The organism is Streptomyces sp. NPDC001373, assembly GCF_042895815.1.
Classification (GTDB): Bacteria; Actinomycetota; Actinomycetes; order Streptomycetales; family Streptomycetaceae; genus Streptomyces.
Genome location: NZ_JBIAWQ010000014.1, coordinates 24,304 through 44,991 on the forward strand (window position 1 = coordinate 24,304; position 20,688 = coordinate 44,991).

Here is a 20,688-nt window from a genome sequence, read left to right on the forward strand (position 1 = left end):
CCGGACCTCGAGGGCCGCGCCGGGCGATCCCTTCTGGTGGTGCTGCTAGCCCTGCTTGATCGCGGAGATGTCGAACTCCAGGACGATCTTGTCGCCGACCAGGACGCCGCCGCCTTCCAGGGCCGCGTTCCAGGTGATGCCGAAATCCTTGCGGGAGATGGTCACCGAGCCTTCGAGGCCGACGCGCAGGTTGCCGTAGGGGTCGACGGCATTGCCGGTGTACTCGAAGTCGATGGTGACCGGCTTGGTGGTGTCCTTGATCGTGAGGTCGCCGGTGACCCGGTAGTCGGTGTCGGACTTCGGCTCGATCTTGCTGGTGCGGAAGGTGATGTCGGGGAAGTTGGGGGCGTCGAGGAAGTCGTTGGTGCGCAGGTGCTGATCGCGCTGTTCCACACCGGTGTCGATGCTCTCGGTCCGGATGACCACCTGGCCGGTGGACATTGCGGGGTCGGCGCCGTCCAGGTGGGCGGTGCCTTCGAACTGGTGGAAGGCACCGCGGACCTTGGTCACCATGGCATGGCGGGCGACGAACCCGATCCGGGTGTGGGCGGGGTCGAGTACGTAGTCGCCGGTGAGCTCGACGAGGGAGACGGTCAAGGTTCCTCCGTAGGACCGTGATACCGGCAGCGGCCTGCCGGCATCGTTCCCGGATCACGCTAGAGAACCGGCGATCCCGGGCCCCGCCGAACGCGCCTGGGCGCCGTGGATTGCACCCTGACCGGTGACCCCGGAGCGCCGCCTCGCCGCCGTCTCGCCGCTGCCGGCCCCGCTCTCGGCCCACGGCCGGCGTCGGACCGATCGGGTGAACCGGCCCGTGGCCTTCGCACGGTCGCCGAGGGTCCCCCTCCGGCCGCCCCCAGCGGAATCCGGCACCCCGCGGCCATTGCGGGCAGGGCGCGGGCGGCGGTTCACGGTTTGCCTGGAGTCCGGCGGTCTTCGCAAGCTGTTCTCGTCGCTCACCCCGAGAGCGGCGCCTCCCAGGAAAGGAACCGACCGTGACGGCTGCGCTCTCCGAGGACCTGAAGAAGATCGTCGACGACACCCCGGTCTTCGCCTCCGTCGCCACGATCCAGCCCGACGGCAGCCCCCAGGTGTCCGTCACCTGGCTCGCCCGCGACGGCGACGACCTGCTCGTCTCCACCACCGTCGGGCGCCGCAAGGAGAAGAACCTGCGCCGCGACCCGCGCGTGACCGTGCTGATCAACCCGCACAACGCCCCGTACACCTATGCCGAGATCCGCGGCACGGCAAAGCTCTCGACCGAGGGCGGCCAGGAGCTGATCGACCAGCTCTCGCGGAAGTACACCGGCAAGGACTACGCCGATTTCAACCCCGCGTCCGCGGACGACGACACGCGCGTGGTCGTCCGCATCACCCCGCGCAAGGTCGTCGGCTCTCTCTGAGGTCCGCCACCCGGCCCTGGCCCACCGTGTCCGCGCGCGGCCGTCCGACCGCATCGGGCCGGACGGCCTGCGGCGCGTGTGGGTCTCGTGCCGCCCGCCGCTCCCGTCGCCGCGTCTGTTCCGACGCCCGTACCGTGCCGGAGCTGATCACCGGTGCCGAGCTCGTGGAGCGCGGTCCCTCGTCGGTACCGGCGGTGCCGGGCGGGTCAGGCACGCCAGATGTTGGCGAAGGCCGCCTTCTCGATGGACCGCCTCTGCCGGACGGCCTCCAGTTCCATCACCGCGTCGTGGACGACGGCCAGGACCGTGGTGACCGCTTCGTCCCCGGGGGCGGCCTCGGGTTCGGTTCCGGGCTGCGGATCGTCGAGGCCCACGGCCGCGGCGAGGACGGCGAGCACGGGTTCGTTGCGTTCGCGCCGGTCGAGGGCGCGCCGGCGGTCGGGGGTGTCGGCCGGTTCCACGTGGTCGGCCCCGAACGGCGAGCGGCCGCCGCGCGTGCGGATGAGCTGCCCTTCCTCCTCCAGGGAGGTCAGGTAGGTGGTGGCGAGGTCCCGGCCCCGCCGCCACAGCCAGTCCTCGACCCGTTCGTAGGGTGTCCGACGGGTGAGGGCCGACGCCGCCTCGGCCAGAAGGGGGTCAGTGGGAGCCGCGGTCCCGACCGGCACGATGCGGTCGCCGTCCAGGGTGACGGCCTCCGCCTCGATCAGATCGATCAGCTCCGCTCCCGCGAGGGCGAGCGAGAGATCGCCCTGCCCCACGGGCCGCTCCGCCTTCGGGTCCGTCGCGATGACGAACAGGTCCTTCGCGGTACTCATGTACGGCTCCCCTCGCAGACACCGACGATGGTAGGCACAACCGGTCGCCCGGGGCGAGGAGCACGGCGTTCGGCGGCTCCGCCGGTGTGTTGCACCCGCCCGGCCGCTGCCGCCCCGATGCGCATGCACGCCCCGGCTTCGACGCGGGGCTCGCCGCGGTCCCCGGCGAGCGGGTGGCCGTACCGCCCGACGGCCTCCCTTCGATCGTTCCCGGGTCGGCCTCTCGGCCCTTCCCGCGGAGGGCCCGTGGAGGAGGCCGGGCGGCTGACCTGAGGCCGCGTCATGACGCCTGTTGGATCCATCTCACCGAAACCTGGGCGAGTTTCGTGGTTTCCACCAGTTCGAAGTCATGTGGACGACACACGAGACTCTCCACCGAGGGCCGCGGCTCGTCCTGAGAGCCGACGCCACAAATCGAGGGGGAACCACCACGATGAGTGGTCAGTTGTACGACGGCATCGGTGAGGCTTTCGAAGGCTTCAAGACCCTGCCCGTCATTCGCTACGCCGAGGTACCGGGCTTCCTCGCCCTGGTCGGCGACGTCACCGGAAAATCCGTGCTCGACATCGCCTGCGGCACCGGCTTCTACAGCCGTGAGCTCAAGCGCCGCGGCGCGTCACGCGTCTTCGGCTTCGACATCTCCGGCGCCATGGTCGACGCCGCCGAGGCCCTCGAACGGGCCGAGCCACTGGGCGTCGCGTACGAGGTCGCCGACACGGCCACCCTGCGCGAGTTCGACGAGCCGTTCGACGTCGCCATCGCCGTGCAGGCGTTCAACTACGCGAACGACGTCGCCGAGATCGAGCGGATGATGCGCAACATCCGGCGCAGCCTCGTCGCCGGCGGATCGTTCTTCCTGCTCGTCCAGAGCCCCTCCTTCGACTTCGACGGCCCGTCGCTCGCGAAGTACGGGTTCCTGTGCGAGTCCACGGGCAAGGACAACGAGATCGGCGCGGGCATCCGGCTCACCGCCCTCCTCGACCCGCCGGTCTCGTTCGAGGCCACCGTGCCGTCCAAGGAGACCTACGAGCAGACGCTGACGGCGGCCGGCTTCACCGCCGTCGAGTGGGTTCCACTACACGTCTCGGAGGCCGGATTCGCCGATTTCGGCGCGGAGTTCTGGGCGGACCATGACGCGAACCCGCCGCTCACCATGATCCGCTGCACCGCCTGACCGCTCGCCCGGGGAAGCGGAAGGGTCCCCGGCCGGGCGGGTGAGGAACCCGGTGGCCTCCAGGGGGCGACAGCACGCGGGTCGCCCCCTGGAGGGCCCGACGGGCACACGGCCGATGTCACGTCCACCGCATGGCCCGCACCCCGCGTACGCCTGCTCGGCTCCTGGTCAGCGCCCCCTACGGCCATGCCCTGACCGTGGAACCCGACGCGGTCGACGCCTGGGTGTTCGAGGACCGCGTGGCGGCCTGCTCCGTGCCGGGACTGCCCGCCCATGCCGTCGCCAGGTCGCCCGCGCTCGTCGCGGCCGCCCCTGAGCGAGCGTGACGGCTCACACGGCGCGCTCCATGCAGACCAGCTGGTCCCGCTCGTCCCACGACTCGGTCGGGGTGAATCCGAGCCGCTCGTACAGGGCGATCGCGCCCGTCCTCCACTTCCACACCGACAGCCGCACCGTGCTGACACCACATTCCGCGGCGTGCGCGAGCGCGGCGCCGACCAGGCTGGACGCGACGCCCTTTCCCCGGAATGCCGGATCCGTCCAGAGCCTCTTGACCTCGGAGCGTCCGTCGACGGCCGCGGTCACCACCAGGCAGCCCGCCGCGGTGTCCCCGCTCAACGCCAGCAGCACGGCGTCGTCGACGAACACGGACTGCGGCGCCTCGATCTCCGCCCGGTAACGGTCCGGCAGGCCCTCCACACCGGCGACGGCCTCGCCCTTCTCGGCCTGGGTCCGCAGGTGGTAGGCCGCCAGCAGACCCTCCGGCCCGTCCTGGGCGGAAGGAGACTCACCCGGCCAGCGGACGACGGCGATCTCGTGTTGACCAGTCATGCCGCGAGCCTCGCACGGCACCTGCCACGGAGCCGGGGCCCGGCCCGTACGCTTCCCCGCGGACGGCCCCGTGGCATCGTGGGCGCATGGACGATCTTGGCACAGGGATGGAACCCTTCCGGTTCGAGGTGCCGCAGGAGGAGCTCGACGACCTCGCGGGCCGGCTGCGGCGGGTGCGCTGGCCGGACGGGCTCGATGGTGTGGGGCGGGCCTACGGTATGCCGCTCGGCGAGATGCGGGAACTCGTGCGGTACTGGGCCGAGGACTACGACTGGCGGGCCGCCGAAGCACGGCTGAGCGCATGGCCCCAGTACACGACCCGGATCGACGGGGCCCGGATCCACTTCGCGCACCTGCGCTCCCCCGAACCGCACGCCATGCCCCTGCTGATGACGCACGGCTGGCCGGGTTCCTTCGTGGAGTTCCAGAAGGTCGCCGGGCCGCTGACCGACCCCCGCGCGCACGGCGGGGACCCGGCCGACGCCTTCCACCTGGTGCTGCCCAGCATCCCCGGCTTCGGGCCGTCCGGGCCCACCACCGAGCCCGGCTGGGAGTTCAAGCGGGTGGCCCGGGCCTTCGGCGTCCTGATGGAGCGGCTCGGGTACGACACGTACGGGGTGCAGGGCGGGGACTGGGGCGCGGCCGTCTCCCGGGAGCTGGGCCGGATCCGGCCCGGGAACGTGGCCGGGGTCCACCTGAACCTGCTGCCCGGCGGCGGTGCCACGGCCGAGCCGGCACCGGCGGACCTGGCCGCGCTGGGGCCCGACGAGCGCGAGCGGACGCTGGCCTCCTGGGAGCGGTACCGCATCTGGACGCGGGAACGGCAGGGCTACGCCGACATCCAGGCGACCCGCCCGCAGACCCTCGCCTACGCGCTGAACGACTCACCGGTCGGGCTGCTCGCCTGGGTCGGGGAGAAGTTCGCCGAGTGGAGCGACCCGCGGTGCCCGATCGACCGGGACCAGATGCTGACCAACGTGATGCTGTACTGGCTGACCGGCACCGCCGGGTCGGCCGCCCGCATCTACTACGAGCGCGCGCACGCCGACCACCACGGGCAGCCGCCCGAGGTCTCGGACACACCGACGGCGCTCGCCGACTTCCCGCTGGACAACTTCATCCCGCTCCGGCACGTCGCCGCGCGCACCGACCGCATCGTGCGCTGGACCTCCTATGACAGGGGCGGTCACTTCCCGGCCATGGAGGTGCCGGACCTGCTCGTAGGGGACATCAGGGCCTTCTTCCGGGAACACCCCGGGGTCGGCCGGGCCGTTCCGTCGCCTGAGTGAGAACGCGACCGTCTCGGCGTGCGGTGGGACGGCTCAGGCCGAGACGGGCGTACGGGACCGGGCGGTGCGCGGCGCGAAGACACCGAGCGCGCCGCCCGCGACGCCCACACGCCCCCGCGGAGCCCTCGTGAGCGCTTCCCGGATGCCGGACGCCACGGCCGACACGGCGCGCCACAGGTCCAGTCGAGAACCCGTCGGGAACCGCGCACCCCCCTGCGCGGCCCGCAAGGCCGGTGCGAGGATGAACCCGCCATGACACCAGGCCCCTGTCTCCGAGCCGTACGGGCTGCGATGTTCGCAGCCGTCTGCGTGCTGCTCGCGGCCGTCGGCCACGTGCTCATGTCCGGCATGGCCGTGCCCTGGTGGGCCATGTCCGCCGCGTCGGCCGGCACCGCGGCCGCGGCCTGGTGCCTCGCGGGCCGTGAACGCGGGCCGCTCACCGTGACCGCGGCGACGGTCACCGTCCAGGCCGTGCTCCACTCGGGCTTCTCCCTGGCCCAGTCGGTCCTGCGCCCCTCGCTGCCGTCCGGCACGTCGTTCGCCCGCCAATGGGCCGCGTACCTGATGTGCGGAGGCGGCACGGGGGCGGCGCCGTCCGCCCGGGACGCCCTCACGGTGGTGGGCGAGGCGGGGTTCGGCAGTTCCGCGTCCCGGCCGCCTCCGGGCACCGTCGCCCAGGACGTCGCCGCACACGCCCATCACAGCATGGGCGATGTGCCCGTCATGCCTGGAATGAACGACATGGCGGGCATGGCCGACGCCACGTCCGCCGCCACCGGCACCCTCATGCCGCCGGGCGGTCACGACATGGCAGGCATGTCGCCGACGGGGATGCTCGCGGCCCACTTGCTGGCCGCGCTGCTGTGCGGACTGTGGCTGGCCCACGGCGAGCGCGGCGCCTTCCGCCTCCTGCGCGCCGTCGCCGGCCGGCTCTGGACGCCGCTGCGACTCCTCCTCGCTCTCGCCCCGGCTCCCGTCGCGCCGCGCATCCGCGTGCGCCGCGTACGGCGCGAGCGCGCGCTCCCGCAGCTGTTCCTCGTCCACACCCTCACCTCACGGGGTCCGCCGACGGGAACCGCTGTCCTGTGACAGCCGGTTCCCCGAGCGTGCGCTGACGGCCCTTCTGGCGCCCGTCGCCCCTCGGGCATCGGCCATGCCCTCCGGCTGGCCGTACCCCCTTCCCCGGCCCCGCCGCGCGCGGAGCCGGACACCTTGCCCCTAAGGACCTGTGGCGATGACTCCTGCCCTGCACACCCAGCCCCGTCCCGCCGGCGAAAGGCCGGCCCGGCACACCCCGGATTCCGACGCGGAGGTGACCCGCCTGGCCCTCGCCGCGCGCGACGGCGACCCCGCGAAGGCGGACCGGTTCGTCCGCGCCCTGCACCGCGACGTCTGGCGTTACGTGGCGTACCTCAGCGCGGACCGCCAGGCTGCCGACGACCTCACCCAGGACGTGTTCCTGCGCGCGCTCGCCGCGCTCCCCCGGTTCGAAGGCCGTTCCTCCGCCCGCACCTGGCTCCTGTCCATCGCCCGGCGCACCGTCGTCGACAGCGTCCGCCGCGCCGCCGCCCGCCCGCGGCTGTCGGACCGCTACGACTGGCAGACCGCCGCCGAACAGAGCCAGCCGTACGGCCTTCCCGGCTTCGACGACGGTGTCGCCCTGGCGGAGCTCCTGGCCGCGATCCCGGCCGAGCGCCGCGAGGCCTTCGTCCTCACCCAGCTCCTCGGCCTCCCGTACGCCGACGCCGCCGTCGCCCTCGGCTGCCCCGTCGGCACGGTCCGCTCCCGCGTGGCCCGCGCCCGCACCGCACTGATCGCCCTGCTGACGGACACCGAACCGCCCGAGATCCTGCCGCGGCAGCCGCCCCTGGACGACGCGCGGAGCGGCTCTCCGACGGCTCCTCCGCCCGCGCTCGCCCCCTCCTTGGTCTGACCGGCCGGTGACGCACGGGAGGGGCCGGCCACAGCCGGAAGGCCGGCCCCTCCCCCTTCGGCCGTCCCGCCCGCGTCCGAGTCCTGCCGCCCCGGAGATCCGGGGCGGCAGGACTCGGTGGCCCGGGCCAGGTACTCGGCGCGGTCGGCCACGTTTCGTACGCCGGAACGAGACAGACGCCCTGGGCCGGGTGTCACGCGGACAAGGTCGCCACCAGCCAGTCGGTGCCGCGGCCGAGGTGGGCCGAGAAGCGGCGGAGGCGGCCGTCGGCGTCGATTGTTCTGGACCGTGGCGATCGGCCTGGGATTCGTGTTGCTGCCCTGGGTGTCACCACGGGAGTTGTACGGGAAGGTGACCAGCGTCTTCTCGCCCGGCTTGGTCGCCGCCTGCATACAGGCCGTGGCCAGGGTGGGGTTGTCCTGGCAGTAGTCGTCGGGGTTCCACACCGCCAGGTTGGGCGTGACGTCCTGACCGTCCTCCAGGTCCACGAAGTTGAGGTGGGAGGAGAGCCCCGTGCCCGCGAACGCGGGCTGGAGGAACCCGGTGCCGGTGGCCGGGTCGCGCTTGTCCGGCCAGCCGATCAGCTCGACCTTGTACTTCCCCCCGCTGCGCCTCCAGGCGGTGAAGTCGATGGTGACGGTCCCGTTGGGACCGACCGGGAAGGTCTGTGTCTGCCCGGACTGTTCGCTCGTGACGCGAATGGTCGCCCCGGCCAAGGCGGTCTGGATCCGAGGGTCGAGGGTGCCCGCCGCGGCGAACTCCCTGAACACATCGACCGTCAACTTTCCCTCGCCGCCTTGGGCGAGGGCGGGTGCGCCGGGCACCAGCAGCGCGCCGGCGCAGCTCAGCGCCAGCGCCGCCCGCCAGGCTGTTCGTCTGATCACGTCGTTCCCATTTCTGCCTCGCAGTCGCCATGGAGTGGAGCCCGGGGCGGTGTTCGCCGCCGGCTCCGGATCTCGGTGGGATTCGACGGGAGAGGCGCGGCTCAGCCGGGTCGTGAGGCCCTCGTGAGACCCGACGGAACGACACCTCTCACTGCAACAACCACCTACATAACCCAGAGTAATCAACTGTAACGGATTGCAACTATTGCTCGAACGGGTGACGCTGTCGCCTCCGCCCGACCGGACCGGGGCCGCGCGCCCTCCGCCGACCCGAGGCGGACACGCGTAGCCTGGCCGCGGCAGAGGCGTGAGGAGTGTGAGGCGGGCATGGCCGAAGCGCAGGGCGACCGGTACGACGCCGTGGTCATCGGAGCGGGAGCCGCCGGACTGGCCTGCGCCGCGGACCTCGACACGGCCGGCCTGCGCGTGCGGCTGCTGGAGTCCGAGGACACGGTGGGCGGCCGCATCCGCACCGACCGGGTCGCGGGGTTCACCACCGACCGCGGCTTCCAGGTGTTCAACACCGGCTACCCGCAGGTCAAGCGCCGTCTCGACCTGCGGGCCCTGCGCCTGAGGCCCTTCACCCCCGGGGTGCTGGTGCACACCGACGCCGGGCGGCTGCGGCTCGGCGATCCCACCCGGCGCCCGCGCGACGGGGTCGGCCTCCTCACCGGCGGGCGGGTCGGGCCGCGCGACCTGCTCGCCCTCGGCGTCCTCTCGGCCCGCGACCTGCTCGCGCCTGCTTCCCGGGTGCGGGCCCGGTCCGACGTCACCACGCGGACGGCCCTGGCCGACGCGGGGTTCTCCGAGGAGTTCGTCGAGACGTTCTTCCGGCCCTTCCTGTCGGGCGTCTTCCTGGAGGACTCCCTGGAGACCTCCGCCCGCTTCTTCCACCTGGTCTGGCGCAGCATGCTGCGCGGCACGCTCTGCCTGCCCCGGGACGGCATCGGCGCCGTGCCGGCGCAGCTCGCCGCGGGCCTGCCCCCGGGCGCGCTGCGCACCTCGTCGCCGGTTTCCGGGCTGACGCCCGGCGGCGTCCTCCTCGACGACGCGGAACTGCGGGCCCGGGCCGTGGTCGTCGCCACCGGAACGGGCGCCGCGGCACGCCTCCTGCCGGGCCTCAGGCCGTCCCCCGGACGGACCGTCACGACCCTCTACCACGCGGCCGAACGCTCCCCCCTGCCCGAACCCACCCTGCTCGTCGACGCACGCCGCAGGTTCCTCAACTCCTGCGTCCTCACCGAGGTCCAGCCCGGATTCTCCGCCGACGGCAGGGCCCTGGTGTCGACCTCCGTACTCGGCGCCCCGGGCCCGGCGGAGGAGGCCGCCGTGGTCTCCGCCCTCGCCGAGGCGTACGGGACGGACACCGGGACCTGGGAGCCGGTGCACCGGGTCACGGTGCGGGGCGCCCTTCCCGCCATGCCCCCGCCGCTGCCGCTCACCCGCACCACCCGCCTCGCCCCGGGCCGCTACGTCTGCGGGGACCACCGCGCGACGGGCTCGCTCCAGGGGGCGCTCGCCTCCGGGGCGAGGGCGGCCCGCGAGGTGCTCGCCGACCTCGGAGCCACCCGGGAACCCTGACTGCGCGCCGGCCCGCGAAGGCGGAGCCCGCCCCGCTACGGCTCCCGTACGAGGAAGACCTCGTCGACGTAGCACCAGGCCCAGGACTCGTCGGGGGCCAGGGAAAGGACCACCGGGTGTCCGGTCCGGGCATGGTGGGCGTACGCGTGGCGGCCCCGGGAGCTGTCGCAGCATCCGACGTGCCCGCAGGTGGCGCACCACCTCAGCCGGATCCAGGTCCATCCGCGGGCGCGGCACGACGCGCACACCCCGGAGGGCTCGTCCGGCCGGTCCGGCAGGTTCTCCAGGTGGGAGCACGCGCGCCCCTCGGGACGGCCTCCGTCGGGCGCCACCGACCACGGGGACGGCGGCCTCCTCCGGCCGTCGGCGCCACTGTCGTCACGGGACATCCGGGACTCCTTCCGCGGAGAGGCCGCTGCCGCCGCGCCCCGCCGCCGTCCCCGGCGTCAGGGCGGGGTCCCGCCCTGCTCGCGGCAGGTGCGGAGCACGTCGTCGAGGTCGCCGAGCCGGTCCAGCCCCTGCACGGCCCGGGCGGTGCGCGGATTGGCGGCCAGCCTGGAGCGGTGGCGGTGCACGAAGGACCAGTAGCCGGTGGTGAAGGGGCAGGCCCGGTCGCCCGTGCGGTCGGCGGGGCGGTAGGCGCAGCCGTCGCACAGGTCGCTCATGCGGTGGATGTAGGCTCCCGCGCTGGTGTAGGGCTTTGTGGTCATCAGGCCGCCGTCGGCGTACTGGGACATGCCGATCACGTTGGGGAGCATCACCCAGTCGTAGCCGTCGACGAAGCACCGGTGGAACCAGTCGGTGACGGCACGGGGGTCCCAGCCCCGCTGGAGCGCATGGCTGCCCAGGAGCATCAGCCGGGGGATGTGGTGGGTCCATCCCGTGTCGCGGACCTGCGCGAGCACCGTGGAGAGGCAGCGCGCGGCGACGGCGTCGGCGTCGAGTTCCAGGAACCAGTCCGGCAGGGGGGCGCGGTGCCGCAGGGCGTTGCGGTGGCGGTAGTCCTCGCCGAAGTACCAGTAGGTGTGCCACACGTACTCGCGCCAGCCGGCGACCTGCCGCACGAAGCCCTCCGCGCTGTGCACGGGCACCCGGCCCGCGCGCCACGCGTCCTCGGCGGCGGCGACCACTTCCGCCGGGTCGAGCAGTCCCAGGTTGAGGGAGGAGGACAGCAGACTGTGACTCATCACCGGGTCGCCCGCGAGCACGGCGTCCTCGTACGGACCGAAGCCGGCCAGGCGGTGCTCGACGAAGCGGCGCAGCGCGGCCAGCGCCTCACGGCGCGAGGCGGGAAAGGCGCGCGGCCCGTCGCGGCCGACGAAGCGGATTCCGTCGTCCCGCTCCCACCGGTCGAGGTCCGCCCGCACCTCCTCGTCGATGTCGCTCTCGCGCGGGCGGTACGGGGCGGGGACACCGAGGGTGCGCGGGCCCTTCGGCGGTGGCTCGCGGTTGTCCCGGTCGTGGTTCCACCGTCCGCCGGCCGGCTCGTCGCCGTCCATGAGGAGGCCGAGTTCGCGGCGCGTCCAGCGGTAGAAGTCCTCGTGCCGGAGCCGCTCGCGCCCGCCGGCCCAGGACCGGAAGGCCGGCTGCGGCACCAGGAACCCGCGCGCGGGCAGCACGCGCACCCCCGGCATCGAGTCGACCAGGCCGTGCGCGGCCCGGGACGTCGGGTGGTGGACGGTCACCGGAGCCTCGCCGACGACCTCGCGCAGACCCTCCGCGTAGGTCTCGGCGCGCACGTAGCGGACGCGGTCGCCGAGTTCGGCGGCGCGGTGGCGCATGGCGGAGAGCACCAGATGTGCCTTGGCCCGGTGGAACCGGCGGCGGCGCAAGACCGAACGGGCCTCGACCATCACGACGGGGGCGTCCGGCGCGGGTCCCCGCTCGCCGGGAGCCAGGAAGTGGGGACCGAGCTGGTCCCCGAACAGCCAGTGCCAGTCGGCCATGGGATCTCCTCGCTCGGCCCGACGTCGGCGCACCCGTACGCAGTCCCGTTCCGGGTCAGCGCCGTCGGCGGCCGGGGTCGTCGTCGGTGAGCTGGGCGATCCAGCCGTACGGGAGCTCCTCGCCGTCCACGGTGACGGCCTCGACGGCCCGGCTCTCGGGATCGATCTCGGCCTGGACCCCCTCCCCCGCGTAACACGGGTAGCCGGAGACACCGGTGGCGCCGGTGGCCACGACCTGGGCGGTGCGCAGGACCGCGTCGTGGCCCTTGGCGTCCTGGACGCCGGGCGGGCCCGGGCGGAGCACGACGGTGTACCGGTCCGGGGCGGGGTGGGACTCGGGAGTCATGGGCCCAGGCTAGTGACCGGCCCCGCCGTCTGCCCGGAGGCGCGGCTGGGGAGCGGGATACGACGGGAGGCGGGGCGGCCGGCCCGGTCTCGGGGAAGCAGCGGGCCGGCCGCCCGGGTCCGGGTCAGGCCTTGCCGTTGAGGTACGTGACGTCCCAGTGGCTGCGCTCGCGGGCGTGGACGTTGCCGGCCGGCGACTTGTACAGGGCCGCGCTGTCGCGGCGGGCCGGTGTCGACCAGGCGACGATGTCCCGCTACCTCGATCCCCGGCGCCCCATGGCGGCGCCGCCCCCGGTCGTCCGGGTTCTCCACGCGGAGCTGCGGGCGGATCCCGCCCGCCTGGAGAAGGCCCTGGCCCTGGCCGAGGCCGTCCACGCCGCGCGGCGCGCGCCCCGCGCGCGCGGAGCCGCCGGGGAGCCGGGGCCCGGCGGGGCCGGCGCCGGGGAGGACGCCGTCCGCGCGCGCCGTCGGGTGAGGGTTCCCCTCGCGGTACGGATGCCCGGGCATCTGGTGCTGCTGGCGGCGGCCGTGTGGGCCGGCGCCTGGTTACGCCCCCTCCCGGGCGGGCCGGCCCCGCTCTCCCCCGCCGCCCCCTCCCCCGCGTCCGCCCCTGCCGCACCGCCCTCCGCCGGCCCGTCGTGGCCGGTGGTCCGGCTGGGAGACGTGCTGTGGGAGGCACGGACCGTGCAGCACCTGCTCAACGCCCACGGCCACCACGTGGCGGTCACCGGCACCGTCGACGAGGCGACCGTCACCGCGGTACAGGGCTTCCAGAGCGCCCGCGGGCTGGACCCGGACGGCCGGGTGGGGCCCAGGACCTGGCCCCGGCTCGTCGTCACCGTACGGGCCGGCGACCGGGGCGACGCGGTGACCGCGCTGCAGGCGCTGCTCACCCATGCCGGGCATCCCACCGCCGCGACGGGCTCCTTCACCACCGACACCGAGGACGTCCTGCGCGCCTTCCAGACGGCGCACGGCATGGCCGCCACCGGGATCGCCGAGCCACCGGTCCGGCTCGCGGTCATGGGCTGCCAGCAGCCGCGCCTGCACGGCTGACCTCCACGGCCGGCCGCCGGCGGACGGGCAGGAACTCACCGGACTTCCCGAAGCCATCCGCGTTACAGTCGACTTGACCATGGAGGTGTGCGCGACGCCGCTTCCTGGCGGTCGGCGGCCGAGCGCGGGTGGCCGACCGCTCCGGTACTGCCGCCAGGGAAGGGGTGTCCACCGTTGTGGGATATCATGCCGGGGTTGCCGCCGGGATACCGGGCGCGCCCGGCCACTGCCGAGGACCTCGGCGCCATCCATCGTCTGGTCACGGCCTGCGAACAGGACCTTCACGGACGGGTGCACACCGATCCGGGCCTGGTCGCCGCCGACCTGGCCAGACCGGGCCTGGACCCGGAGCTGGACACCCTGCTGATCCACGACCGGGCGGGGCGACTGGCGGCCCGTGCCTGGGTGAACCGGCGCTCGGCGGTGGACGTCCACCCCGAGCACCGCGGCCGCGGCCTGGGAGGCGCCCTCCTGGACTGGGCCGAGGCCCGCGGCCGGCAGTCGGGGAACACGCGCATCGTCCAGACCGTCCCGGACGACGACGGGGACGCCGTCGCGCTGCTGCGCTCGCGCGGATACGAGCCGATGGTGACGGAATGGCTGCTGGAGTTCCCGATGCCGCAGGAGCCGACCGTGCCCGAGCCTCCCGCGGGCATCACGGTCCGGCCGTTCGAACCCGGTGACGAGCACGACGCGCACCGAGTGGTCGAAGACGCCTTCGACGAATGGCAGGAGCGGCGCAAGAGCTACCGGGAGTGGGCCCGGCACACCGTCGAACGCCCCGCCTTCGCCCCCGCGATGTCGGCGCTGGCGTTCGCCGACGGCCGGCTGGTCGGCGTCGCACTCTCGCTGGACCTCCCCGACACCGGCGAGGGCTACATCGAGCAGGTCGCGGTCCGTCGCGACCACCGCAACCGGGGCATCGCCCGCCTCCTGCTCCGCACCGTGTTCCGCAGCTTTCACCGGCAGGGACGGCAGGCGTGCACCCTCGGCACGCACTCGGAGACGGGCGCCCTCGACCTGTACCTGAGCGTGGGGATGGAAGTCCGGTACGCCTCCACGGTGTTCCGGAAGGATCTGCCGGCGGGGTGACGGCCGGCCTCAAGAGGACGGAGTCCACGCCCCGCTCGTCTCCCTGCGGCCTCGGGCCGCGGGCCCCCGCCGTGTCGGCGGAGGCCCGCGGCACGGACCGCACCGGTGTGCCGGAGCACCCCGATCACGACGGTCTACCGTCTGCTGACGGCCTGTCGGCCCGGCCTCACTTCAGGTGCCGGGTGAAGAACCGGGCCGCGGCGTCCCCCGCGTACTCCGGGACGCCGGTGTGGCCGCCCATGTTGGCGTCGAGGGACTTCTCCTCGGAGCCGAAGGCGTCGAACAGGTCCAGGGACGCCTGCCGGTCGTTCCCCTCGTCGTCCCACTGGAACAGGACGTGCAGCGGGATGGTGACCCGTCGCGCCTCCTCGAACACGGCGCGGGGTACGAAGCTCCCGGCGAAGAGTCCGGCGGCCGCGATGCGCGGCTCGACCGCGGCGAGGCGGACGCCGATGGAGATCACTCCCCCCGAGTACCCGACCGGGCCGCCGATCCCGGGCAGCGCCAGCAGGGCGTCGAGGGCGTCCTGCCATTCCGGGACCGCCCGGTCGACGAGCGGGAGGACGAGGGCGTCGACGATCTCGTCGCCGACCGGCTCGCCGGCTTCGATCGCCCGCCGCAGGTTCGCGCGGGCCTCCTCGATGGCGGCCCATCGGGGACGGTCGCCGCTCCCGGGCAACTCGATGGTGGCTGCGGCGAAACCGTCCGCCACGGCGCGCCGGGCCCGGGCCACCAGCCGGGGGTACATCCGGCGCAGTCCGAGCGGGGGGTGGCCGAGCAGGATCAGCGGCACCGGTGCGGACGCGGACACGGGGGTCCACAGGATGCCGGGGATCTCGCCGAGGGTGAACCCACGCTCGAGGACTCCGTCGTCGAGGTGCTGTTCAGAAGTGAAGCGCATGGTCGTGCCTTTCGGGAGTGCTGCTGAACGGCGCTCCCGGGCGACCTACCGCCCGACCGTGACCCCGGAGGAGCGCACCCATGTCGATACTGCGTTCACGGGTACCACCTCCTCGTTCTCTGGCACGGCTGCCCGAAACCTAGCAGTGCCGCGGTGGTACGCCAAACGAGTTCTCGCAGCGGTTCCGCCCGGCGCCACGACGTCCACCTCTGCCCGACTGTCCGTGCACTGAGGGTCACCGCCCGACTCCTTGACGCGGCCGTCCCGGCTCTCACCTGCCCGGACGCGTCGCCGCGGCGCCATGGGGGACCGGAAAGCCAGGCATTGTGCCGGACGCGGCGGCCCGGTGCACGTCACGCGTCCTCGGGGCATGCCCGTGGGGCCGTGGTCCGGCGAAATGGAGGCAACGGACCGGGCGGAAGCGCCGCCCGGCGGTCTCGGAAGGAACCGGCCATGGCTGCCCTGATCCCCCTGCGCAAGTCGCTCCTCGTCGTGGTCTCCGCCGTAGCCGCGCTCCTCGCCGGCGGAACGACCCGTCCGGAGCGAGGGTCCGACGCACCAGCCCGCCGCTGACGAAGGTCGGCGACCAGCGGCCCGCGGAGTCCCGGCCGTCCCGCTCCGCGGGGTGGAGGGTGACCCGGTTGAGGGGGGTCGGCCGAGGCTACTGCACGGCCTGTGGGTGGCGGGTGATGCCGCGAACGGCGACGGCCAGCGCCCAGATCAGGAGGGGGAAGACGGCGAGCCGTTCCATGCCTCCCATGCCGAGACCGAGGTGGCGATGGGAGAGGAAGAGCCCGAAGGCCACGATCGCTGCGCATCCCATCAGGGTCGTGCCCCGCCGCAGGGCGGGCGGTGTGCGTTCCGCCAGGCCGAAGCCGGCCAGGGCGAGGCCGATGTTGCCCACCGCCATGATGAGGAGGGCGCCCAGGACATGCCGGTTCTCGTTGACGTCCGCGGGAGCCAGCCCGGCCAGCACGAATCCCCTACCGGCCGCCGCGAGCCCCAGACGGCCCACGGCGGCGGCCGGGCCCCGGCGCCACAGCCCGCCGCCGGTCAGGACGGCGCCGACGACGACCAGCACCCCCAGGGCGACGAAGGAACCATTCATCAGGCCGTGTTCGGGGGAACAGACGTACTGCGGCTCGGGCTCCGGCTGGAAGGCGCAGTGCGCGTTGCCCAGGTCGCTGATGTTGTTCCGCGCCCAGCCGTACGGTCTGGACCAGGCCGACTCGGCGACCCAGTGCACGACGAAGAACTGGACCACCCCCACGATCCACGCCCAGTACCCGATCCGGACCCTCACCCGTCCACCCTCCGCCACACGATTCGCCTGCGGACAGCCGATCACGCGGTGCCGGTCCCGGGCACTCCGACCAGCCCCAGGAAGGGGGGTGGGGCAGGCCCTACCACGGGCGCGGGCGCGGGCGCGGGAGTGCGCGGACCGCGGCTCCCCGATCCGTACTTGACCTCAACTTCGGTTGAGTTCCTATCGTCGCGGTCATCGGCAACCACGCCGGACCAGGAGGACATTCCCATGACCGCAACCGTCGTTCCCGAGGCCTACCGCAATGCCGTCGTCGCCCACATCGTGATCGACGGCGCCGCCGCCGCGATCGACTTCTACGCCGAGGCGTTCGGCGCCGAGGAACTGTTCCGCCTCGGCCGCCCGGACGGTCGCATCACCCATGCCGAGGTCCGTATCCAGGGGTCCACCCTCATGCTGGGCGATGCCGAGCCGCCCGTCTTCAGAGCCCCGGCCCCCGCCGGCGGCACCACGGTGGCCCTGCACGTCTTCGTCGACGATGTCGACACGCTCACCCGTCGGGCCGTCACGGCCGGCGCGGAACTCCTCCAGCCGCCGACCGACCAGTTCCACGGCGATCGGACGGCCATACTGAAGGACCCGTTCGGGCACGTGTGGATCTTCCTGACGCATCTGGAGGACCTGGAGCCGGCCGAGATCGCCCGCCGGGCGGCGGGACTCTTCCGCTGAACAGCGGTCCGTCACGCCTGCTGCCCCGACCCGACCAGGCAGAGGAGAGAAGATGAAGACCGCCGCACCGGTATCGCTGGTCACCGGGGCCAACCGGGGAATCGGCCGGGAGACCGCGCGTCAGCTCGCCGCACTCGGGCACACCGTCCTGCTGTGCGCCCGCCGCCAGGAGGACGCCGAGCGAGCCGTCGCCGACCTGGCCCCCGCAGTGCCCGGCAGACTGCTGCCGCGTCGGCTGGACGTGACCGACGCCGAGGGCGTCCGTGCCCTCGCGCTCGGTGTGGAGGCGGAGTTCGGACGCCTCGACGTCCTCGTCAACAACGCCGCCGTCAACTACGACACCGACAGGCGGGCCGTCTCCGTGGACCTCGACGAGGTCCGGCACACCCTGGAGACCAACCTCCTCGGTGCCTGGCGCACCGCGCAGGCGTTCCTGCCGCTGCTGCGCCGCTCGGCCCGGCCCCGTCTGGTGAACGTGTCCAGCGAGTCCGGTGCTCTGGAGCACATGTCCGGCGGGACCCCCGCCTACGGGGTCTCGAAGGCGGCGCTCAACGCCCTCACCCGCAAGCTCGCCGACGAACTGCGCGCCGAGCGGATCCTGGTGAACGCCGTCTGTCCGGGATGGGTCGCCACCGACATGGGCGGGCCGGGGGGCGCACCGGTCGAGCAGGGCGCCGCCGGCGTCGTCTGGGCCGCCACCCTGCCCGATTCGGGCCCCACCGGCGGCTTCTTCAGGGACGGCGAACCCCTGGCCTGGTAGGAGGCCCGCCTCGGCTGACGTCCACCCCGTTCGGGCGGACGCCGCCGCCCCGGGCCCGGTCGTGTCACCAGGCGCCGTCCGGGACTTCGTCCCGCCCCGGGGGGCGGGGCGGGAGTCCGTCGGTACGGGCTCCGGGGACGGTGCGGCGGCGTTCGCGGGGCGGGGTGGCCCCGGTGGCCGGGGCGAGCACGATCACCGCGTCCTCCGGGCCGAAGGCCTGCCGCTCCCGCTTGTCGGGGTTCAGCCGCACCCCGTACGAGGGGCCCTGGGCGACGGCGTCGTGGAGCCGGTAGCCGATGACGCAGTGCCCCTGGCGGCGGCCGGACTCCACGACGGTGGCGAACGCGACGGGCCGGCCGGGCCGGACGTACCCTGTCGCGGGCCTCAGGTGGAGGGTGTCGCCCTCGGCCGAGAACAGACGGTCGAAGACGGTGGCGAGGTGCCGGTTCTCCGCGATCTGCGTCATCAGGAGGCTGATGATCCGACCGCCGACGATGAAGTCCGCGCCCTCCCGGGCGGGAGCCAGCAGCCGGTTCCGGTCGTCCGTCATCTCGGTCACGACGGCCAGTTCGCGACCGGCGGCCTCCTCCAGCGCGCGCAGGTGCAGGAGGGTCACCAGGGTTCTGTCGTCGCCGGTGAGCGCCCCGGGGGCGGTGTCCTGGTGGTCGTATCCGAGGACGACGGCCCGGTCGAAGGACAGGACGTCCAGGTCGTCCAGGACGCGCGGATCGGTGATGTCGCCGTTGTGGACGTCGACGTGCATGCGCCGGCCCGGTGCCAGGGCGCAGCGGTCTGCCTCGCGGAGGAGCTCCGCGCCCTCCGCCATGACCGTGAGGACGGATCCCGGCGGGGCGCACGCGTCGAGCTGTTCCATGATGAGCGGGGCACGGCGGTTCCAGCCGAGCAGCAGGAAGCGCTCGGCCGGCCGGGGCGTCCCGGGCGGTGCGACGATGGCCGCCTCGTCCACGGCGGGCGGCCCGGCGGCCGGGGTCGCGGTGTCGTCGTCCGCGGTGATCAGGACGACGCGGTCGCCGGCGCCGAGGACGCTGTCGGCGGCGGGGTTGAGTTCGACGCGGCCCCCGCCGGAGCGCAGGAGTCCGATGACGCTGGAGGTGTCGTACGCGAGGAGCAGTTCGCCGAAGGTGCGTCCGGCCAGGGAGGGGTCCGCCACGGTGTAGATCTCGTCGCCTTCGAAGTCGAGCAGTTCCTGGTAGACGAGGGAGAGTCCGGGCTCGCAGGAGGTCTGGGCGATGAGCCGGGCGGTCACGTCCTCGATGTCCAGCACCCGGCCGCGGCTGCCCGCGGCGAGTTCCGCGGCGCGTCGGTGGCGGCCGTCGCGCACCGCCGCGACCACGGCGGGGCGGCCCCGCCCGCGGACGGCCGCCTCGACGGCCAGCAGCGTCTTGACCACGTGGGCGTCGCCGCCCTCGCCCTCGTGGGTGAGGACCAGGACGGCGCGGGCCGATGCGGGGCCGACGAGGGAGACGACCGCGGGGTCGGTGGTGACGCCGCTGCGGCAGATCAGCCGGGTGCGGCCGAGCCGGCCGACGGCGGTGGCGATCTCGTCCTCCATCTCGGCCTTGTCCTTGGGGCCGAGAACGGCGATGGCGGCCCGGCGCCGGTTGGAGTTGGCCTCGACCAGTTCCGAGATGATCGGGAACACCTGGTCGGACCAGCCGAGCAGCACCGTGTGCCCCGTCTCCAGGACGGTGGAGCGGCCGCGGCGCAGGTCCAGCACCTTGTCGTTGAGGCCGTTGGTGATGAGGCCGACGAGCGTGGAGACGAACAGCAGGGCGACGAGGGCGAGCAGGACCGACATGAGCACGTACAGGGGGCTGCCGACAGCGCCGCCGATCTTCAGTGTCTGGCCCACGCTCACCCACACGGCCACGACCTGCTCGGACCAGGTGGTGGGCCCGTCCCGTCTGGCCCACACCAGGGCCGCGCTGGCCGGGACCACGACGGCCAGGCACATGAGGGTGAGCCAGCCGATCAGTACGGCGGTCCCACGGGCCACGATGGTGTCGAACCAGTAGCGCACCCGCGGCCAGGCGGGGCCCGCACGTCGGGTGGTCGTCCTGCGTCCCGTCAACCGGAGTTCCTCGCTCGGCTGGGATGCCGGAGCGGACGCTGAGCTGCGTTCTGCCCGGCATCGGCGGTTTTGTGCGGTCTCCAGGTTAGTGAGGGGGACACGCACCCGGGCGGCGCAGCCGTGAACTCCGCCCTACGCGTGACGATTCGCCCCTGTTTTCGTCATACAGGGGTCCGCAGGTCGTCCGCCCGGGTGCCGGGCGCCGCCGGCGCGGGCCCCCGCACCAGCAGGGCCCGGCCGGCGGTGCCGACACGTTCGGGCGCGCGCTCCCCGCTCTCGGTGAGCCGGCGGTAGGTCTCCTGCCGGGCCGCGAGGTCGGCGTCGGACAGCAGGGCGGTGGCGGTCCGCACGGTGCGGGTCAGGCCCGGGTCTCCGTCGAGGCTGCCCTCGGTGCGCCGCAGCACCTCCAGTGCGGTGGTGACCTCGCCGCGGCCGACCAGGGCCGTGCCGAGGGCGACGGCCGCGCGCACCCGGTCGCGGGGGGCGGCCGGCAGGTGCTGTGCCTCCGCCAGACGGGCGATCGCCACCGCGCCGCCGGCCGAGGCGTACTCCAGGGAGCCCGGCTCGGTCAGCAGCCGCTGGCCGCCGGTCGT

General features: G+C 73.7%; 21 protein-coding genes. 11 read left to right on the plus strand and 10 right to left on the minus strand.

Annotation, left to right across the window (positions count from 1 at the left end; all coding sequences use genetic code 11):
* Nucleotides 1-45: 45 nt before the first annotated feature.
* Nucleotides 46-597, minus strand: a complete 552-nt coding sequence (locus tag ACFY15_RS26975) for a YceI family protein (protein WP_390826177.1) — start codon at nt 595-597, stop codon at nt 46-48.
* Nucleotides 598-995: 398 nt separating this feature from the next.
* On the opposite strand from ACFY15_RS26975, the gene ACFY15_RS26980 reads away from it, so the two are divergent.
* The gene (locus ACFY15_RS26980) at nt 996-1,403 is read left to right on the plus strand and encodes a PPOX class F420-dependent oxidoreductase (protein ID WP_390689763.1); all 408 of its coding nucleotides are present in this window, start codon (nt 996-998) and stop codon (nt 1,401-1,403) included.
* A gap of 206 nt (nt 1,404-1,609) precedes the next feature.
* Here ACFY15_RS26980 and ACFY15_RS26985 read toward each other — a convergent pair whose 3' ends face one another.
* Entirely contained in the window at nt 1,610-2,218 is a 609-nt protein-coding gene (locus ACFY15_RS26985) for a GPP34 family phosphoprotein (protein WP_390689764.1), read from the minus strand.
* 433 nt (nt 2,219-2,651) lie between these two features.
* On the opposite strand from ACFY15_RS26985, the gene ACFY15_RS26990 reads away from it, so the two are divergent.
* Together ACFY15_RS26990 and ACFY15_RS26995 are read left to right on the plus strand one after the other, a co-directional pair.
* Nucleotides 2,652-3,392 (plus strand): class I SAM-dependent methyltransferase, encoded by a 741-nt coding sequence (locus ACFY15_RS26990; protein ID WP_390826178.1) that lies wholly within the window; start codon nt 2,652-2,654, stop codon nt 3,390-3,392.
* Nucleotides 3,393-3,523: 131 nt separating this feature from the next.
* Nucleotides 3,524-3,718 (plus strand): hypothetical protein, encoded by a 195-nt coding sequence (locus ACFY15_RS26995; RefSeq protein WP_390826179.1) that lies wholly within the window; start codon nt 3,524-3,526, stop codon nt 3,716-3,718.
* A 4-nt stretch (nt 3,719-3,722) separates the two neighbouring features.
* On the opposite strand, the gene ACFY15_RS27000 is transcribed toward ACFY15_RS26995, so the two are convergent.
* Nucleotides 3,723-4,223: a GNAT family N-acetyltransferase gene (locus ACFY15_RS27000; RefSeq protein ID WP_390826180.1), complete on the minus strand. Its 501-nt coding sequence runs from the start codon at nt 4,221-4,223 to the stop codon at nt 3,723-3,725.
* 86 nt (nt 4,224-4,309) lie between these two features.
* On the opposite strand from ACFY15_RS27000, the gene ACFY15_RS27005 reads away from it, so the two are divergent.
* The 4 genes from ACFY15_RS27005 to ACFY15_RS27020 all read left to right on the plus strand — a co-directional run bounded on the left by ACFY15_RS27005 (nt 4,310) and on the right by ACFY15_RS27020 (nt 9,910).
* Nucleotides 4,310-5,512 carry an epoxide hydrolase family protein gene (locus ACFY15_RS27005; RefSeq protein WP_390826181.1) on the plus strand — a complete coding sequence of 401 codons (1,203 nt, stop codon included), beginning with the start codon at nt 4,310-4,312 and terminating at the stop codon, nt 5,510-5,512.
* 252 nt (nt 5,513-5,764) lie between these two features.
* Nucleotides 5,765-6,601 carry a hypothetical protein gene (locus ACFY15_RS27010; RefSeq protein ID WP_390826182.1) on the plus strand — a complete coding sequence of 279 codons (837 nt, stop codon included), beginning with the start codon at nt 5,765-5,767 and terminating at the stop codon, nt 6,599-6,601.
* Between the two features lie 145 nt (nt 6,602-6,746).
* Nucleotides 6,747-7,445 carry a sigma-70 family RNA polymerase sigma factor gene (locus ACFY15_RS27015; protein ID WP_390826183.1) on the plus strand — a complete coding sequence of 233 codons (699 nt, stop codon included), beginning with the start codon at nt 6,747-6,749 and terminating at the stop codon, nt 7,443-7,445.
* Between the two features lie 1,211 nt (nt 7,446-8,656).
* Nucleotides 8,657-9,910, plus strand: a complete 1,254-nt coding sequence (locus ACFY15_RS27020; RefSeq protein ID WP_390826184.1) for an NAD(P)/FAD-dependent oxidoreductase — start codon at nt 8,657-8,659, stop codon at nt 9,908-9,910.
* A 35-nt stretch (nt 9,911-9,945) separates the two neighbouring features.
* Here the strand turns inward: ACFY15_RS27020 and ACFY15_RS27025 are convergent, their stop codons facing one another.
* The 3 genes from ACFY15_RS27025 to ACFY15_RS27035 are packed head-to-tail and all read right to left on the minus strand — an operon-like array spanning nt 9,946 to nt 12,202.
* Nucleotides 9,946-10,299 carry a UBP-type zinc finger domain-containing protein gene (locus ACFY15_RS27025; RefSeq protein WP_390826185.1) on the minus strand — a complete coding sequence of 118 codons (354 nt, stop codon included), beginning with the start codon at nt 10,297-10,299 and terminating at the stop codon, nt 9,946-9,948.
* A 57-nt stretch (nt 10,300-10,356) separates the two neighbouring features.
* Nucleotides 10,357-11,856 (minus strand): cryptochrome/photolyase family protein, encoded by a 1,500-nt coding sequence (locus tag ACFY15_RS27030; RefSeq protein WP_390826186.1) that lies wholly within the window; start codon nt 11,854-11,856, stop codon nt 10,357-10,359.
* 55 nt (nt 11,857-11,911) lie between these two features.
* A complete protein-coding gene (locus ACFY15_RS27035) occupies nt 11,912-12,202 on the minus strand; it encodes a hypothetical protein (protein WP_390689777.1) in 291 nt (96 codons plus the stop codon).
* 146 nt (nt 12,203-12,348) lie between these two features.
* Between ACFY15_RS27035 and ACFY15_RS27040 the strand changes: the two genes are divergently transcribed.
* Nucleotides 12,349-13,257: a peptidoglycan-binding protein gene (locus ACFY15_RS27040; RefSeq protein WP_390826259.1), complete on the plus strand. Its 909-nt coding sequence runs from the start codon at nt 12,349-12,351 to the stop codon at nt 13,255-13,257.
* A gap of 186 nt (nt 13,258-13,443) precedes the next feature.
* Entirely contained in the window at nt 13,444-14,349 is a 906-nt protein-coding gene (locus ACFY15_RS27045) for a GNAT family N-acetyltransferase (protein WP_390826187.1), read from the plus strand.
* A 166-nt stretch (nt 14,350-14,515) separates the two neighbouring features.
* Here ACFY15_RS27045 and ACFY15_RS27050 read toward each other — a convergent pair whose 3' ends face one another.
* On the minus strand, nt 14,516-15,250 hold the full coding sequence (locus ACFY15_RS27050; protein WP_390826188.1) for an alpha/beta hydrolase: 735 nt from the start codon (nt 15,248-15,250) through the stop codon (nt 14,516-14,518).
* 661 nt (nt 15,251-15,911) lie between these two features.
* Nucleotides 15,912-16,553 (minus strand): DUF998 domain-containing protein, encoded by a 642-nt coding sequence (locus tag ACFY15_RS27055; RefSeq protein ID WP_390826189.1) that lies wholly within the window; start codon nt 16,551-16,553, stop codon nt 15,912-15,914.
* Nucleotides 16,554-16,778: 225 nt separating this feature from the next.
* On the opposite strand from ACFY15_RS27055, the gene ACFY15_RS27060 reads away from it, so the two are divergent.
* Nucleotides 16,779-17,243 carry a VOC family protein gene (locus ACFY15_RS27060; protein WP_390689883.1) on the plus strand — a complete coding sequence of 155 codons (465 nt, stop codon included), beginning with the start codon at nt 16,779-16,781 and terminating at the stop codon, nt 17,241-17,243.
* 52 nt (nt 17,244-17,295) lie between these two features.
* Nucleotides 17,296-18,003 carry an SDR family oxidoreductase gene (locus ACFY15_RS27065; RefSeq protein ID WP_390689783.1) on the plus strand — a complete coding sequence of 236 codons (708 nt, stop codon included), beginning with the start codon at nt 17,296-17,298 and terminating at the stop codon, nt 18,001-18,003.
* A 64-nt stretch (nt 18,004-18,067) separates the two neighbouring features.
* Here ACFY15_RS27065 and ACFY15_RS27070 read toward each other — a convergent pair whose 3' ends face one another.
* Together ACFY15_RS27070 and ACFY15_RS27075 are read right to left on the minus strand one after the other, a co-directional pair.
* A complete protein-coding gene (locus tag ACFY15_RS27070; protein ID WP_390826190.1) occupies nt 18,068-20,095 on the minus strand; it encodes an NAD-binding lipoprotein in 2,028 nt (675 codons plus the stop codon).
* 161 nt (nt 20,096-20,256) lie between these two features.
* On the minus strand, nt 20,257-20,622 hold the full coding sequence (locus ACFY15_RS27075) for a hypothetical protein (protein ID WP_390826191.1): 366 nt from the start codon (nt 20,620-20,622) through the stop codon (nt 20,257-20,259).
* Between the last annotated feature and the right edge of the window lie 66 nt (nt 20,623-20,688).

Excerpts from the sequence above, each read along its gene's own strand:
- ACFY15_RS26985 (WP_390689764.1), bottom strand. The coding sequence starts at position 2,218 with ATGAGTACCGCGAAGGACCTGTTCGTCATCGCGACGGACCCGAAGGCG.
- ACFY15_RS26990 (WP_390826178.1), top strand. The coding sequence starts at position 2,652 with ATGAGTGGTCAGTTGTACGACGGCATCGGTGAGGCTTTCGAAGGCTTC.
- ACFY15_RS26995 (WP_390826179.1), top strand. The coding sequence starts at position 3,524 with ATGGCCCGCACCCCGCGTACGCCTGCTCGGCTCCTGGTCAGCGCCCCC.
- ACFY15_RS27000 (WP_390826180.1), bottom strand. The coding sequence starts at position 4,223 with ATGACTGGTCAACACGAGATCGCCGTCGTCCGCTGGCCGGGTGAGTCT.
- ACFY15_RS27005 (WP_390826181.1), top strand. The coding sequence starts at position 4,310 with ATGGACGATCTTGGCACAGGGATGGAACCCTTCCGGTTCGAGGTGCCG.
- ACFY15_RS27010 (WP_390826182.1), top strand. The coding sequence starts at position 5,765 with ATGACACCAGGCCCCTGTCTCCGAGCCGTACGGGCTGCGATGTTCGCA.
- ACFY15_RS27015 (WP_390826183.1), top strand. The coding sequence starts at position 6,747 with ATGACTCCTGCCCTGCACACCCAGCCCCGTCCCGCCGGCGAAAGGCCG.
- ACFY15_RS27020 (WP_390826184.1), top strand. The coding sequence starts at position 8,657 with ATGGCCGAAGCGCAGGGCGACCGGTACGACGCCGTGGTCATCGGAGCG.
- ACFY15_RS27025 (WP_390826185.1), bottom strand. The coding sequence starts at position 10,299 with ATGTCCCGTGACGACAGTGGCGCCGACGGCCGGAGGAGGCCGCCGTCC.
- ACFY15_RS27030 (WP_390826186.1), bottom strand. The coding sequence starts at position 11,856 with ATGGCCGACTGGCACTGGCTGTTCGGGGACCAGCTCGGTCCCCACTTC.
- ACFY15_RS27035 (WP_390689777.1), bottom strand. The coding sequence starts at position 12,202 with ATGACTCCCGAGTCCCACCCCGCCCCGGACCGGTACACCGTCGTGCTC.
- ACFY15_RS27045 (WP_390826187.1), top strand. The coding sequence starts at position 13,444 with ATGCCGGGGTTGCCGCCGGGATACCGGGCGCGCCCGGCCACTGCCGAG.
- ACFY15_RS27050 (WP_390826188.1), bottom strand. The coding sequence starts at position 15,250 with ATGCGCTTCACTTCTGAACAGCACCTCGACGACGGAGTCCTCGAGCGT.
- ACFY15_RS27065 (WP_390689783.1), top strand. The coding sequence starts at position 17,296 with ATGAAGACCGCCGCACCGGTATCGCTGGTCACCGGGGCCAACCGGGGA.